The organism is Rhizobium sp. RCC_161_2 (genome assembly GCF_041355235.1).
In the GTDB taxonomy this organism is placed as follows: Bacteria; Pseudomonadota; Alphaproteobacteria; order Rhizobiales; family Rhizobiaceae; genus Rhizobium.
In genome coordinates, this window is sequence record NZ_JBFUPL010000006.1 from 16,302 (window position 1) to 33,522 (window position 17,221).

A 17,221-nucleotide genomic window follows, 5' to 3' on the forward strand; every position below is an offset into this window, starting at 1 on the left:
GACGACGAAGACGACCCTGTGCCTCATGGCCTCGCGCCCAGTCTGGAACGTGTAGGCGATCCGCTGCAAATCGGCCGGGCGGACATCACCCTTGCCGACGAATGCCAGCAGTTTCCGCGCATATGCTTTCAGCCGCTCGGCATTGGCCGCCGAAAGTGGGATCAAAACCTGGTTGCCGTCGTCATATGCAGCAGACGTTTCCGCTTGCGGGTAATCCTCGATCACGAGATGCACATTGGTGCCGCTGTGACCGAAGGAATTGAGCGCGGCCAGCCGGCGCTTGCCATGTTCGGCGGCCCAGGGCCTCGTCTGGCTGACGACGTGAAAGGCGGTCTTCTCCAGCTCGATCAGCGGGTTGAGTTCCTTGAAGTGCATCAGGCCCGGCAGCTGACCATGCTTCATGGACAGCAGCACCTTGATCAGACCGATGACACCTGCTGCCGCCGACGTATGTCCGATGTGGGATTTGGCGCTGCCCAGTCCGCAATAATCTCGTTCCGCGGTGAATTTCCTGAACGCGCGCACCAGGGCATTTGCCTCGATCGGGTCGCCGAGCCTCGTTCCCGTACCATGCAGCTCCACATAGCTGATATCCGCCGGGTCGATCTGATAGCGCTGATAGACACGGGTGATGAGCTCTTCCTGCGCGGCGCCGTTCGGCGCGGTGATCCCGTTGCTGGCACCATCCTGATTGATGCCGGAACCCTTGATCACGCCGTAAATGTGATCCCTGTCGGCGATGGCGTCCTGAAGACGTTTGAGGACGACCATCCCCACGCCTTCCGACAAGACCGTGCCGTCGCCGGACGCATCCAGCGTATGGCAGCGCCCGCGGGGAGAGAGCATTTCGATCTCGGATGTGCTGACGAGCGCCAGGCGGTCGAGAGCCGCATGCACGCCACCCGCAAGCGCCATGTCCGTTTCATGATTACGCAGGCTTTCGCAAGCGAGGTGAATGGCAACGCCCGAGGATGAGCAGCCTGTATTGACGGCAAGTGCCGGGCCCTTCAGGTTCAGGTAGTATGACAAGCGGGAGGCGACGATGGCCTCGGAGGCGCCGGTAAAATTGCTTGCCGCATATCGCACGGGCTCGGCGCCGACAAAAATGCCAATCTGCAGATCCGACAGAGTTTTCGGGTTGTATCCGGCATCTTCCAACCCTTTCCAGCTTTCCTGCAGGATCAGGCGCTGATGCGGGTTCATCGATTCCGCTTCACGGGGCGAAAGAGAGAAAAATAGCGGATCGAAAGAGGCTCGGTCCTTCAGAACGCCGCCCCACTGGCAATAGGTCTTGCCCGGCTGTCTGGTCTCGCTGAAATACCGCTGCCGATCGAGATACTCTTCCGGCAGCTCAATGACACCGTCATGACCGTCGATGAGATTCTGCCAGAAGCTTTCGACATCTTCGGCCTCGGGAAATTGTCCCGCTATCCCGATGATCGCAATATCATCGCGCGTGACCGGAGCATTCCGAACCTGCCTTGCCTGCGAAGCATCCGGTTCCGGCGCTCGCCCTTCCTGGCCGTTCGAAGATGGCGGCACAAAAGGTTGGGGAGGCGTTGTGGGCGCCGCATGATCCATGTCGTTCTGAGTATCGTCGACAGCTTCCCTGTCATCTGCATCGGCCGTTTCCGCCGAGGTCTGCCTCAGTCGCTCCGCAATCTCATTCTGGTGGTTTTGCAGGATGTATTTCGTCAGGCGATCGACCGTCGAATAGTCGAAGATGATCGCTGTATTGAGCTCGATCGCCAACACGTCCTTAAGCCGGTTGACGAAATTCACGCCCAGTATCGAGTCGACGCCATAGTCGGCGAAGGGCACATCCTTCTTGATGCTGTCCCCCGACACTTTCAGCGCTTCGGCCAGAGCGCTCAGTACATAGGCTTCGACATCCGTTCCGGAAACCGCGGCCGAAGCGGGATTCTCGGTGGCCTTCGCCGGCACGGGCTGTCGCTGAGGCTCAACCTTGGCAATGGGCGGACGCGCGCTTGCCGCGCCTTTCTCCGATCGCGGCATCATCCTTTGCCGAATGACCCCGTCGCTTTCGGCGACCAGTACCTGCTGTCCGAGCCGACCGGCGTCCGGTTCGGGAATAAAGACGGACCCGAAGCCCTCCTGACGAAAAACAGACTGCCAGCTTTCGACATCAAGCAGAGGCGAACCATGAATGCGCAACGCCTCATCTTCGTAGCGCCACCATCCGTCCAGAAGACCAAATGTCAGCGTGCCGAAGATCGATTTCTCGGTGAGCTCGTTTAGCAGCAGGATGCCGTTTTTCTTCATCACCGCCTTGGCGTTGCGAAGAGTCTCCGTGATATTCTTTGTGGCATGCAGCACATTGGTGGCGATCACGATGTCATACGCGCCGAGATCGATGTTCTGTTGTGCGGGGGGCTCTTCGACGTTCCAGAGCTTGGACGTCAGGAACGGGTACTTCGTTCCATACTGCGTCTTGCCATGAACCAGGAAAGCATTGGAAATATCGGTATAGCAATATTCGCGGATATGGGACTGAAACGCGGCTATGTGGGGAAGAACGATCGCCGCCGTCCCGCCGGTACCCGCCCCGATCTCGATGATGCGGATACCGCCTTCAGGCCGCTGGGCCACCAGCAAGGCAAGATAGGCTTTTGCCGTTTCGGCAACCTGCATATTGAAATAATCGGCCCGCTCGTTGTGCTTGTATATGTTTTCAACTTTTTCCAGCGATGCATTGGGAAAAATGACATCCGTCGCCAAGATGACGCCACGCAGGATGTCCGGCAGATGTTGCAGGCAGTCATCGATCAGTTGGACAACCGCCCGGCTTTGCGGGTCCTGAAGATAAGCGGCCTTGCGCGTCTCCCACGATGCCAGGAACGCCCGCTCGGACTCGATGCCGTCGAAAGGTCTGTGATCGGACAGCCGCACCTGGCCATGCTCGTGGCGCACATAGCCACGCTGCTCCAGGATTTCCAGGCAGCACTCCTTCCACCAGCGGGCATATTTGTCGAGCACCCCTGCCCTTGCGCGCAGATCTTCAACCGACCCGGATGAAGTGGTCGGCTCGGTGAAGACACCGAGTTGGCGGATCTGCAGGAACAAGCGTTTCGATATCCATTGATCCAGTTCCTCGAAGGGATTCGGTTTTGAGAGAATATCCGCTTTAAGCTTGCTCATAATATTCTTCCTTCAAACGGGCAAACAGAGATGGGTTCGCTTGAGACGAGAGATAGCTGACCTCGTTCTCCCTCAGACCCATCATTTCCTGTAGGGGCTGCGACGCAGGCATGCAGAGCAGTTGGCTCGTGCCGCCCTTTTGCAAATGGCTGACAAATCGGTCGAAGAATTGCGTGCCGACCTGATCCTGGATCAGACCGAACCTCGCGGATAACGGGCCCTCGAGCGGCGTCCCCTTGACGGTCGCCTCCCAGTATCCCCAGTTGATGATCCCCACGGGAAAGCGGCTTCGATGACGCTGCGATCTGGCTGCAGCATCGGCAAAGGTAATTCCGGTTGCGTAGCCAACACTGTCCTTTGCGGACAGGAAGGAAAAGGACTGAACCGATGAGAAGTAGCAAAGGAAGTCCAGCGGCTCGTTTTCCAGCGCTGCGTAGAAATGACGACTGCCGGTAATCTTGACATCCAGAATGTCCGCGAATTCCTGTTCGGTCGTTCCGGAAATCGAATTCTCGGGATGAAACACGAGACTGGAAAAGATCGCGCCGTTGAGGACCGCGTATTTCTGTTTCACTTTATCGATGGCTTGCCTCAGCGAATCCGCCTGGGTCACGTCCGCCTGAACGTACCAGGGAGTGGTCCCCCTCTCCTGAAAGAGTGCCAGCTTCTTCTGTAGGGACGGATCATTTTCCGCACTGCGGCCCAACCACACCACTTTGGCACGATACCGCTCGATCAAGTGACGGGTGATGATCTGACCGACGGTTCCCGAACCGCCGGCAATCAGATAGACCCCGCCGTCTCTCAACCCCGGCGACTTGCTTTCCGTGTCCCACTGCCATTTCAGGAAGGACTGCTGATAACGGCGACCCGACTTGATTTTGACCGCCGTTCCACGGTCGGACGGTAACTCGTCGAGCATCAACTTCAATGCGGCCTTCCGTGTCTCGTCGCCCGCAAGGTCGCTGCGCGACAGGTCGACATTTCTGACCAGAAAGCGGCGGTCTCCCTGAGCGATCGCATAGGCCAGCCCCGTCAGGCCGCCCCCGTCAGAGTCGTTTTGCGTATCGTCAGGCTGATGATTGTCCAGCGTCAGGATAAAGCAGTCCGTTACCGTGCCTGCCTCATTGAGTTGTTGCAGTGTTTTCACCAGGCGCAACAACTGGATTTCATCAGCGGCCGAATGCTGGATCTGCAGATTGCCGTCTGCGGACGGCTGCGTTTTCGGAACGGCCGCCACAAAGAGGATGCAATCGGGCGTCGGCTCACTCTTGAGGCACAGACGAAAGCCCTCAGGATCATCGACGTCACAAGACCATTCCGTATCCGATATGCGCCCTGTAGTTTGACCGAGACGGATCTGCGTTACGTTTGCGTCGGGATGTTTTCTCCGGCACTCAGCCAGAATATCTTTCTCGAGCTGAAGGATGGATTCTCCATGCACGAGCAAAATACGTTTGAGCATCCGGTCCTGCCGGACAGACCGAGAGGCAGGCTGTTCATTCCATACCGGACGATAGCTGAGTTGATCCCAGGACAGATCGTCGAAGCCATCAGGTTGCACAACTGTCGTTTGCTCGACTATCGGCGATGGTTTGAGCGTCATTGACTGCTGTAGCTTTGACAGCAGACTGCCATGTCCGGAGGGTTGACCACTCCCGGAGGAGCTGACGTTGCCTTCGGGCGTCCAGTATCGGTCGCGGGCAAAAGGATAAGCCGGCAAACTGATGCGATAGGGCCTGTCATCGCTATACAGCTTGTTCCAGTCCGGGTTGAGGCCCTTCACCCACAGGTCAAGCAGCTTCGGATACTTCCGCTGCGCGATCCACCGCTCGATGGTTTCCTGCAGATCGGCATCGCCGGAGAACAGTGCGATGGTCTCGTCGTTCCTCTTCGCCTGCCCTTGCCAGAGATCTTCCAGATCCTGCTCCCCGGCCAACCAGGCCCCGAGCTTCTCCGATAGTTGCTCGGTGGAGTTGGCCAGAATGCCCAGACGCTCCTCCATGGCCTCTCTGCCGACCTGGAGCGTATAGGCCACGTCAGACAGCGCCAGTCCCGGATTTTCGGCGATAAAGGCCTGGAGATTTTCAGCCATTTCCCGCAGGCGAGGTTCATTCCTTGCCGAGAGAACGACGACGCTCGGGGTATGGTGCGATGCGGCCGCCTGCCGGTTCTCCCGTCCGCTGTCGAGATATTCCTCCAGAATGAGGTGCGCGTTGGAACCGCCCGCGCCAAAAGACGATATGCCGGCAATTCTCGGTATCGACTGGCCGTCGATCACCGGGTTCTCCCAGTCTCTCAGCGATTGATTGACCACGAACGGCGTCCGGTCGAAATCGATATTCGGGTTCAATACTGCCGAGTGTAGCGAGGGGGCGATCTTGCGATGCTTCATTTGCAGCAGAACTTTTGTCAGTCCTGCAATGCCCGCTGCTGACTCACCGTGACCGATGTTGGATTTGGCGGAACCAACGAAGCAGAATCCGGTATCCTTCGTATGTTGGCCGAATGCCTTGGTCAGTCCGGCGATCTCGATGGGGTCTCCGAGCTTCGTCCCCGTACCATGCGCCTCTATGTAGCTGATGTGCCTTGGATTGGTGCCGGATTCCGCCAACGCCCGGCGAATGGCGGCGGTCTGCGCCTGCGGATTGGGCACGGTGTAGCCGTTGGTTTTACCCCCGTGGTTGAGAGCACTGCCCTTGATGACGCCGTAGATATGATCCTGATCCTTTTGCGCTTCCGACAAGCGCTTCAGCACGACCACGCCCACGCCTTCTGCGGGAATATAGCCATCACCGCCCACCCCGAAACTCTGGCACCGTCCTTCGCTGGAGATAAATTGGCCGGCGCTGAGCATCAGGTATTTGTTGGGGTGAACGGTGGTATTCACGCCGCCGGCGATTGCAAGGCTGGTTCGCCTTTGCTTCAAATCCTGGCAAGCCAGATGGATTGCCGTCAGGGAGGAAGAACACATCGTATCCAGCGTCATGCTCGGACCATGAAGGTTCAAGACGTAGGAAACCCGGTTGGCGATACTGGCCAGGCTAACCGCAAAGCCCATGCGGTTTCCGCGCAAACTGGCTTCAGCCCCGAAGAGCTGATACTCGCCATACATCACGCCGACATAGACCCCGACCTGCCCCGCCAGATCCTGCTCGTCGGCGACTTGCAGGCCGGCCCGAGTGTAACCCGCGTCTTCCACCGCCATCCAGGCATGTTGCAGGAACAGGCGCTCCTGAGGGTCGGTATATTCAGCTTCCCTCGGCGACATGTTGAAGAAGAAGGGATCGAACTCATCGACACCCTCGATAAATCCGCCCCATTTGCTGAAGTGGTATCCGATCTGGCTGCGATCTTCGCTGAAATACTGTCGCCAGTCCCAGCGCTCCTTGGGCACTTCGGTAATGCAGTCCTTCCCAGCGCTCAGGTTCTGCCAGTAATCATGGATATCGAAAGCCTGGGGATAGCGGCCGCTCAAGCCGATGATGGCAATCGGCTCGTCGGCAGCGGCTGGTGGCGACGTGATTATCGCAGGCGCATTGTGTTGCAGCGGACGCCTGCCCGACACAGACAGCGGCGCCGTTCTTGTTTGAGCGTCGGAGATAGGAGCTGCCGCTGCGGGGCTTTCCTTCTGCTTCTCTGCCGGCTGACGATCTGCGGGCGCAAACAGGCCGGCAAGCTTATCTGCATGTGAGGTCGTAAAATACTCAGCCAACTCGCGAATGCTCTGATATTCGAACAATAGCGTCTTCGACAAAGCCCCGAAGGTTTTCTCCAACTGATTGGTCAAATTGACCGTCAGGATTGAATCGATCCCGTATTGCTCAAGCGGCGCCTGCGGATCAATGCGAGAGGCGGGCAGCTTCAATAGCGCCGACAGTTGCTTGGCCAGGAAGTCCTGGGTTTTTTCCAGCAGGCTGTCGGGTGCCGGTATCATCGACGGTGCCGGTGGAGCCGCGGGTGTCCGCTCCTCTTCCTCTGGCACCGGCTGAGATAGCGTCTCCTCACTGAACAGCAGCTGACGGATCTGCGGCAGATCGCCTTCCATCACCCCGACCTGCGCACTGCCCGAACCCAGGCTCCGGTAGAATGAAAGCAATCCAATATCGGTCTGCATGGGATGCATGCCGGTATTCTCGCGGATCCGTTGGAGAATTGCCGGGTCCACCGTCATCCCACCGTCCTGCCAAACGGGCCAATTGATGGACAGGGTCTTCCCGCGTCTTTCCTGATCGGCCACGAGCTTGTTCCGGTAAGCGGCAAACTGATCCATGAACCCATTGGCTGCGGCATAATCGGCCTGGCCCATGCTGCCGATCGCGGATGCCTGAGAGGAAAACAGCACCATGAAATCCAGATCGAGATGCCGGCTCGCCTGATCGAGATACCATGTACCTGTCACTTTCGGTGCGAGGATCTGGCGGAATTCCTCCGCCGTTTTGTTCAGGATAAACTGGTCGGCAATCATTCCGGCGCAATGAAGAATGCCGTTCAGACGTTTGTGCTGGCCCTCGATGGTCCCTATCAAAGCGGTCATCTGCTCCGCATTGCAGAGATCGAGCTGCCTGTAGTCGATTGCTTCCCTTCGGGAAGATAGAGCCTCGAGCCGGATTCTCTGCTCCTCCGTCAACGGAGAGCGCCCGGTCAAAATGACATGGGCATTCGGAACTTGCCTGAGAATTTCCCGCGTGAAGATCATACCCAGGCCGCCCAGCCCGCCAATGATCAGGTAGACGCCCTGATCCTGAAAGACGACGCGGGAGTCTGTCTCCGCCGACTGCATCTCCCGCCAGCGCTGCACATGCCGTACACTATCCTGATAGCGGACAACCGTTCCCGATGGCACGGCCTGGTTTTCCCGCAGCCGGTCCGCCAGATGTTCGGTGCCAACCTTGGGATCGATGATGATCATCTGGCCGCATATCAGCGGATTTTCCAACGCCGCCGTTTTCAGCAGTCCGGACAGGCCGGCAAACACCGTCTGCGCGGGGTGATCGGGGACGACGATCTGAATGAGGACTTTGCCGCGAGGCCTGCCTTTTAGGATGCCCTGAACCTGTTCAAAGCAAGCCAGCGCATGCTGGCTGTAGCGCTCCGCAATATCGTGGCCCTGCGTGGCCTGAAGCTGCTGGCAGCGGCTGCCGGACAGTCGCGCCTCAAGACCAGCGGGGTCGATGGCGGGCATTTCGCACAGAATGACATGGTAATCGTTCAAGGACGCCTTGCCTGCCGGAACCGGGCGCGGCTCCCATGCCGGCACGGTAAGCAGGCTTTCCGTTCGTGCGGATGCCACGCCGGCATTCAAGCCGGCACCGAGGGCCCTGAATAAAAGCCCCTGGATCTGCACGCAAAGCTGTCCATCCTGATCCATCAGGTCTATGTCCAGTTTCGCAACCTTGTCCCTGGCCCTGCTTCCTTCGGCGAACCGCACCCAGGCCATCATCTCGCTGGTGCATGGCGACAAGACACGCAGAGCTTCCAGGGCGAAGGGCAGCGAGACCTGGTTCGAGACCTCGGAAATGTCCGCAAGCAGGTTGATGGATGCCTGCAACGCGCTGTCCATCAGGCTTGGATGCAGCTCATAGTCCTGATGGCCGCCTTCGACGCTGGAAGGCAAAGTCAGCCGGGCTAGGCATTGCCGATCTCCAAATTGGATGGAAGCGATCCCTCGATGGGCAGGCCCATAGTTCACACCGGCTCCGGTAAAGGCCGAATAGATATCGGCGGCATCGAGATGTCCGGATTTCATCTCGGTTTGCAGTTGCCGGATATCCGGTGAGGACGACTCCGTCCGATGGCCGAGCGCGGCTTTTCCTTGGCTGTGGAGAATTCTTTCCTCCCCCTCCAGGCTGTAGACTTCGTAGCCTACAAGGTCCTGGCCGTCCGGAGACGGCATGACGGACAGATCGATCGAAACCTGTTTGCTGGCTGCGACCGTCAGGGGCTTCAACCAAACGATATCCAGCAATTCCAGAACGGCGGCTTCAGGCCGATCAGGCAAGGCTTGCATGACGGCGGCGCGAACCATTTCCAGATACGCCACGGCCGGCAGGATTTTCTGCCCGTTGATCTGATGATCTCTAAGAAAGAATTCCTCGCCGCTGAAGACGGAGCTATAACGCTGCTGCGCCAGATCGGAGGTATTCCGGTGCAATAGCGGATGCAGGACCTCGGTCAGCAATCCGGCTTTCACTGGACGAGGCTCCACCGCCGCATCGACCCAATGCCGCTCCCTTGCGAAAGGATAGGTCGGCAACGGAATTCGCTTCGATTCCCGTGCAAACAGCTCCTGGAAATCCAGCTCATATCCCTGGACATAGAGTTCTGCGATCGTGGCGAGATGTTCCAGATAGCGAACTTCGCCAGCCGTATGCCGGCATTCCTGAATGCACTGATTTCCGTATTTTTTCAGCGATCCCTGCTCGCGGACCTTGCCTTCCGGGAGAACCGAGGAATAAACGCGGCTGTCCCTGGCGGCCTTTCCTGCTGTCGCCAGCCATTGCTCCAGCAGTTGAACCAGCTCCGCCTGGCTGCGCGCGATGCAGGCAAAGCGGTGGATGAGATGCATGCGACCGACAAACAGGGTATGGCTCATGTCGTTCATCGACACGCCCGGGGTCTGCTTGCAGAGGGCCAGCAGATTGCCCACCTGTTGTTTCAGCTGCTCCGCTGTGCGTGCGGAAAGCACCACCAGATAACCGGGCGCTTCGATGGCCGCGGGAGGCGCCTCCGGCATCTCCTCGATCACCATATGGGCATTGGTGCCGCTAATACCGAAAGAGCTGATGGCGGCGCGACGGCGCTGATCGTCAGCCACATGCCAATCCGACAACTCCGTGCAGGGATAGAACGGGCTGGACGCGAAATCGATGGCGGGGTTCGCTTCCTGAAAATGCAGAAGCGCCGGAATTTGGCGATGTTTCAGAGCCATCAGCACTTTCAGAACGCTGGCGATACCGGCGGCCAAAGTGGCATGGCCGATATTGGCTTTGACCGAACCGATCGCGCAATATTGCGTCTTGTCGGTATAGTGCCGGAACGCATCGGTCAGGGCTTTGAATTCGACCGGGTCCCCCATTCGCGTGCCGGTCCCATGCGCTTCGACGAGCTGGATGGTCTCGGGGTCGATCTGGAACTGCTCGTAGACGGAGAGTTCGAGACGCTGCTGTGATTGTGCGCTCGGGGCGGTAATCCCGTTCGTGCTGCCATCCTGATTCATTCCGCTGCCGGCGATCACGCCATGAATGGTATCGCCATCCTCCAGCGCGTCCTGCAAGCGCTTCAGGACAACGACGCCGACACCTTCTCCTGGCACAAAGCCATTGGCTCCGGCGTCAAAAGCACGGCATTTGCCTTCAAGGGAAAGCATGCCGGCGCGATTGGTGACCTGATGATAGTCGGGCTTCAGCTGTAGAAACACGCCCCCCGCCAGGGACATGTCGGTTTCCCGCGCCCAAAGGCTCTGGCAGGCGAGATGAATCGAAACCAGCGAACTGGAGCAAGCCGTATCGACCGAAATCGCGGGCCCCAGAAGGTTGAGATAATAGGCGATCCGGGCCGGAATTATCGATGGAGCATTGCCCCAGAAAGCCTGCGCGGGCGGCTCCTCCGAAAAGAACTGGGCATATTCCGAACGGCTGCAACCGGCAAAAACACCGCAGCGTTTCTTATCCATGCCTTTACCGGCATAACCGGCATATTCCAGCGCCGTCCAGCACTCCTCCAGGAATATGCGCTGCTGCGGATCCATATACATGGCTTCCAGCGGCGAAATCCGGAAGAAGGCCGGATCGAACAGATCGACGGACTCCACGAAGCTGCCCCTGCTGCAATAGGTGGTTTCCGCACTGCCGGGGCTAATGCATTCGGTTTTATCCCAGCGGGAGATCTCCTTGACCAGATCCTTGCCGTCTCTCAGATTTTGCCAGAATGCATCGACCGATTCCGAATCTGCAAAACGTCCGCTCATCCCGATGATGGCAATGGGATCGTGTTTGAAACCATCTGTGCGATCTGTCGCGGACTTGGAGCCGGCGCTAAGGGCCGGACGCCGCAAATCCACCGCCTCGCCTGCCGGCGCCGGTATGTCCTTGGCCCTCATTTGCGCGGCCGTGTGCCGCGTTTCTGTCAACCGTGCTCTGACCGTTGCACCCCAGACCGACAACACATGGCCACTGAGCTTCTCGACAGAGCCGTAATCAAACAGATGATTGGTTTCGAGCTTCACCTCAAGGATGGCATTGACGGATTGGACGAGCTCCGCGCCCAAGATCGAGTCGATGCCGTAGTCCGCAAAGGATGCATCGTAGTCGATGAGATTCGGATCGATTTCCAGCGCGGCGGACAATTTCTCCGTGATGATCCCTTGCACATGATCGGCCATCATCTGCTCGGTGACGGCTGGGGAATCCAGCCATTCGCGGCGGCCTCGCCTGTCTTCTGGCATTTCCAATGTTGACTGCGGGACCGACTCAGCGGTGAGAGTACGGGATTCTAGCGCCGGCTGACGGGCCGAATATCCGGCGATATCTCGCCTCGGGCCACTGTCCGCATATTCGAAATGATACTGCTCCGGATTGAACGTTCGCCACTGCTTCAGTTCCTCGAACGTACCGGGGAAAACCGCGACATTCTCACCCTGTTTGGTCTGATACCAGGATGAACATCCGCTCGAGAATGATCCCGCCTGATTTCGCTCCCTGACGAACGCCACGAATTTTTCGGTCTCCGCTTCCTTGGCCTCAATCGACGTCACATGGTTGGCTTCGCAGTAACGGATGATCTCCACGAAGTTCTCGCAGCTATGCTCATATATCGCCGTGATCGAGGTCGCGTTGGTGCCCGAGTTCGGCCCTGAGGCCAGAAAGAAATTGGGGAAGTGAGAGACGGCAATGCCGGCATGGCTTTTGGGGAAGTCCCCGAAGTACTCGTTCAGCTCCAGGCGGTTTCGTCCCCGGATCGTGATCCTCGGTTTGAAATCGTGCAGATCATAGCCGGTGGCCAGCAGGATGATATCGAATGCTTCCGCATCTTTTTCCGTCTCGATACCGGTGGCGGTAATTCGGGCGGCGGGTACGGTTTTCAGCTCGACATTGTCGGCGCGGATCTGGTGGTGATAGGTGTGCGACATGCAGGGCCTGCTGCATCCGGGCGAGTAGTCCGGCACCATGTCGATCTCGCGCAACCACTGATAAAACGAGCGCCAGTCGTCATTCATATCGCGGGAAAAATATCGCTCGATCTGCGTGTCGGGATGAAAAGGATTGATCTGAACGGGATCATTGGAAATGGCGTAGAACTCATCCGCCGTTGCCAGGTATTCACCTCGATGCTTCAGCCAGAATTGATAGTCGCTGCCGAGCTTTTCCTGAGTCTTCTTGCCATAAGTCGCTCTGGGATAGATATATTTGGGCGAGCGGGCGTAGACGACCAACCTTTCCGCGACGGGCTGCAATGTTTCCACCAGCTGGATTTGCGTCGTACCGTTGCCGATGATGGCGATCCGCTTGCCGGCGAAATCCCAGTCTTCTGCTTGGCAGTCGAGCGCATGCAATAGGGAACCCTGGAATTCGTCCATGCCTGGAATATCCGGTATATTCCCAACATGCCCCTGACCTTCATTGGCCGCGTGAATATAATATTTGGCCGCTATCGTTTCTTCATTCTCGAAGGTCAGCAGCCATTGCCCGGCCTCTTCCTGCCAGCTGGCTTCCCTGATTTTCGTGTTGAACGTGATATGTGAGTACAGATCGTATTTTCGGGCGATCCCTTGCAGATATTTCAGGATGTCGGGCTGCTTGGCCCAGATGTCGCCGGTGAAGTGTTCAAACGAATAGGCATAGGCGAGCATGGGGATATCGCAGCCGCATCCGGGCCAGCGATTGACGAACCAGACACCGCCGACATCCTCATTCTTCTCGATGATCCTGAAGGGGATATTGGCCTTCTTCAGGAACACCCCCATGCAGAGACCGAACAGCCCCGCCCCGCCAATGACCACCAGTGGGGGGTGGCCAGAAGCCACGGCCGATTTGCCTGACGATGACGGCATGATCGCTTTGCCGCCAAGGAGCGCATCGTCCAGATCGGCCCCGCGGATTGCGTATGCGTGGCTCTCCGGGGCATTCCGCAACCTGTACGTCTCTCCCGCGAATGGATAGGCGGGCAGGCCGATGCGCCGCGGCCGATCGTCCCCATAGAGACGCTGCCAGTCCAGATCGAACCCCTTGACCCACAGCTCCAGCAGTTCCGGCAATCTCCTGGCGGCAAGCCATTCCCTCACGGCTGCCAGGGTCTCCTTGTCGCGAGCGAGAGCCCTGACATGGTGCGGATCGGGTTTGGCGCCCCCCCGGAAGAGGTTTCCAATATCCTTCGCATCATCGAGATAGGCACGCAGTTTTGCCTGCAACTCACCAAACGAGCCGACAATCAAGCCCAGACGGTAAGCCATGGCATCCCTGCCGGTTTGCAGGGTGTAAGCCACATCGGTCAGCCTCACTTTGTTTTCGTCACCACCACCCGCTTCCAGCCGGTCGGTAAAGTGCAGCAGGTCGCGAACCTTCTGCCGCAGCTGTTCCGCTGTCCGCGCCGACAAGGCGATGGCCACCTCGGCGTGCTGGTTAGGCCCGGGGCCGGCTTCCCGGATGTTTTCGGCGGGCAGATATTCCTCGATCACCACATGGGCATTGGTGCCGCTGCGACCGAAGGCGCTGACTGCCCCCATCCGGGGCTTGCCAGCCGTGCGCTGCCATTTCCGGCTCGTCCTGTTGACGTGGAGGGAAGCATCTGTCCGGTTGAAATGAGGGTTTTCCTCCTCGCAATGCAGGCTGGCCGGAATTTGACGATGCCGGATGCTTTGCAGCAGACTGACCACGCTGACCAGGCCGGAGGCGGCCATCGTGTGGCCCAGATTGGCCTTGCAACTGGTGATGGCGCAATCGCTGCGCCCAGTTTTCAAGCCCGGCTGCCGTGCGCGCAGTCTTTTGAACGCATCATGCAGAGCATTGACCTCGACCGGGTCTCCCAGCTTGGTTCCCGTCCCGTGAGCGACGATATGCCCGAGATCATTGATGTCGATCTTATGGTCCGTGTAGATCCGCTCGATCAGCTCGGCCTGCATCTTGCCGTTGGGAGCGGTGACACCGTTGGTCTTGCCGTCAAAATTGATGCCGCTGGCTCTGAGGACACCATGAACCGGATTCCCGTCCGCAATCGCCGCAGCCAGCGGCTTCAGCATCAGAACCACAACCGCCTCTCCAACCCCGATGCCATCGGCATTCGCTGCAAAGCTGCGGCACTGCCCGTCCGGCGACAGCATGCCGGCCCGGCTCATCGTGATATAGCTATGGGGCGACAGCGTCAGCGCAACGCTTGCGACCAGCGCCGTATCGCATTCGCCCTGGCGCAGGCTCATAACGGCCTGATGCAGGGCGACCAGCCCGGATGAGCAAGCTGTATTGGTGACGATTGCCGGACCATGAAGATCCAGAAAATAGGAAAGACGTGAAGCGATCATGGCGGCACCGCCGGTGGTGATCCCACGCCATCCATTGAGCATCTCGTGCTGGCTTTCCTCCATCCCGACGAAGACGGCCGTTCTCGATCCCCTGATCGATTGCGGCGAAAGACCGGCGTCCTCGATTGCCCGATAGGATTCCATCAGCAGCAATTGCTGGGCGGGGTCCATATCCTGCGCCTCTCGGGGAGAGATATCGAAGAACAGCGCGTCGAACCGCTCGATATCCCGGATGAAACCGCCCCGGTTGGTGGTGATTTTATTATCGGAGTCGCCGGGAGCGATAAAGTAATCGCGCCAGTTCCAGCGGGTTTCAGGAATGTCCGTAATGGCGTTCCTGCCATCGGACAGGAGCATCCATAATTCATCGACCGTGTCGGCATCGGGAAAACGACCCGCCATCCCGATAATGGCGATAGGTTCCTGTTGCTGCGTTCCAACCTGGACCGACGCATCCCGTTGACGGACGGAGCGGCGTTCAATCGGATCAACGGTTATGGCACAGGGCGGATCAGCATCCGGATTCCGATCGGCCGCGGGCGCCGGACGATAGAACGCCTGCAAATGATCCCGGTGCTGGGTGACGAAATAGTCGCTGAGCTGATCTATCGAGATGTAGCTGAAAAACAGAGCCGGCGTGATCTCTATCGCAAAGTGCGCGGTCAGCTGCTGCGCAAGCTCGGTCAGATTGATGGAGTCCAGACCATATTCGGCCAGGTGAACGCTTTCCTCCAGTCTGTCGACGGCAATCTTGTAGCCGGCTGAAATCAGCCTTTTCAGATCTGTGGCGACGATTGCTTTCAACTCGTCATCCGGCACGTCCGTCGTCTTTGCGGCATTGGCTTCGGGATGAGCGACAACCGGGATATCGAGGCTTAACGCAACCTGGCGGTTGGGGGTCCTTTCATAGAAACGTTGCAGCGTGGATGTGATCCGGCGTGCGTCGCCGATCATGACCAACGACTGAGTGGAACCCGCTTGTACCAGGTCACACCATAGGGGAATACCATCTCGGGCGGACAGGGCTTTCTGACCGCTCGTCTTCAGATAAAAATCGGCGCGCTCCTTGTGCCGAGCGCCCATTCCCCCTTCCGCGCCGTCCCATAGCGGCCAGTTTATGACAATCGTCTTTCCGCGGAAGCGTGCGTTTTGTTCGCGATAGTCTCCGTAGCCCATCTGGAAACGGTTCGCGATGGCATAATCGCAACCACCGAAATCTCCGAGCAACGCAGCGGACGATGAGAAATAGCAGATGAAATCCAAGGGCTGCTGGCCAAATACCTGATCCAGCAACAGGGTACCGATCGTTTTCGGCCCCATCACCTGACGAACATCACCTGCAGATTTCTCGAAAAACGCCTTGTCGGATTCGACGCCTGCGGCATGGATTACGCCCGCCAATTCAAATGGCAAGCGGAGAGCCAGAGAGGTCAGCCCCTGTTCGTCGCGGACATCCACTGATTCATAAACCACCTCGCGGGCCCCGAGCTGTTTTAGCTCATTGAGCTGCTTCCGAATGGCATCGGAAAGGGGTCGTCTTCCGACAAGGATCAATTTCGCCTGGTAATGGCTGGCCAGATGGCGGGCAAAGGTGAAGCCCAAAGCGCCCACTCCACCGGTAATCAGGTATCCGCCATGTTGTTTCAATGCTGCCGCTTGAACGTTTTGCGCCACATCAACGGCCCGAACCGAAAGCCTGCAGGCTTGCTCACCTCTGAGCCACATCACGCTCTCGCGGCTCGACAGGGCAATCACCTGCTTCAAACCGATCGAGGTACTCTCACTGTAGACAATCGAAATGTCGGTTGCCGGATAATGCGGTTTCAAAGAGCGCTGGAACCCGATCCAGGCGTAGTCCCAGCATGAATCCAGGGATTGATGATCGTAGTGCCCCAGCAGCGTCAGTTGGGATATCTGGCTGGCAAACGGCCTTATGGCTTTGAATAACGTGAATAATTCATGGATTCCCGCCTCGGCTTTGCCTTTTGACCAAGCATAGACAACAGACGAGGCTTCCTCCGCCTCGCCGACGAGCCGACGGAATAAGGTTTGCAGCTGCACTTCGTCATTGGCACGGCAACAATACAAACGATCGGACAACTTTTGAAAGCGGTCGCCCCGGACGACGTATATTACGTCGCCGACAGGTGCGGCATTTGCGTCCGCTGCCTGCTCCTTCAGCCAATTCTCATCCGAGAAGACGATCGTCCGATGCGCATGGGAAGCATGAATATCCACCTCGGTTTCCGAGGTATCCAATGGCACTTCTTGCCAGTATTCCTGAAAAATGAGGGTCTCAGCCGATGCATCGCGATTCCTGTCGCCATCGATGGCGCCGGCGCCAGCTATTGCCTGTGTCTCGACGCTATTCGTCAGAGAACCCAACCTGACCTTGCCGAGAAACTGCTCCTTTTCATCGTCTGACAATGCTTCGAATTGCCGGATCACTTCATTCCGGTCGATCTTTTTCGAAAAGACGTCTTTCAGAATATTGTCGATGAGCGAAAAGTTGGTTGTCATCTTATTGCCTATCTGAACCAGAAACAG

The 17,221-nt window shown here is 58.0% G+C and carries 1 protein-coding gene and 1 pseudogene; both read right to left on the reverse strand.

Annotated elements, in window-relative coordinates; all coding sequences use genetic code 11:
- Positions 1-15: 15 nt before the first annotated feature.
- Positions 16-3,159: pseudogene (locus tag AB6803_RS16855) on the reverse strand (beta-ketoacyl synthase N-terminal-like domain-containing protein); the annotation flags it as partial.
- Positions 3,146-17,194 carry an SDR family NAD(P)-dependent oxidoreductase gene (locus tag AB6803_RS16860; RefSeq protein WP_371109970.1) on the reverse strand — a complete coding sequence of 4,683 codons (14,049 nt, stop codon included), beginning with the start codon at positions 17,192-17,194 and terminating at the stop codon, positions 3,146-3,148. The pseudogene AB6803_RS16855 and the gene AB6803_RS16860, both read right to left, overlap by 14 nt.
- Positions 17,195-17,221 lie beyond the last annotated feature (27 nt).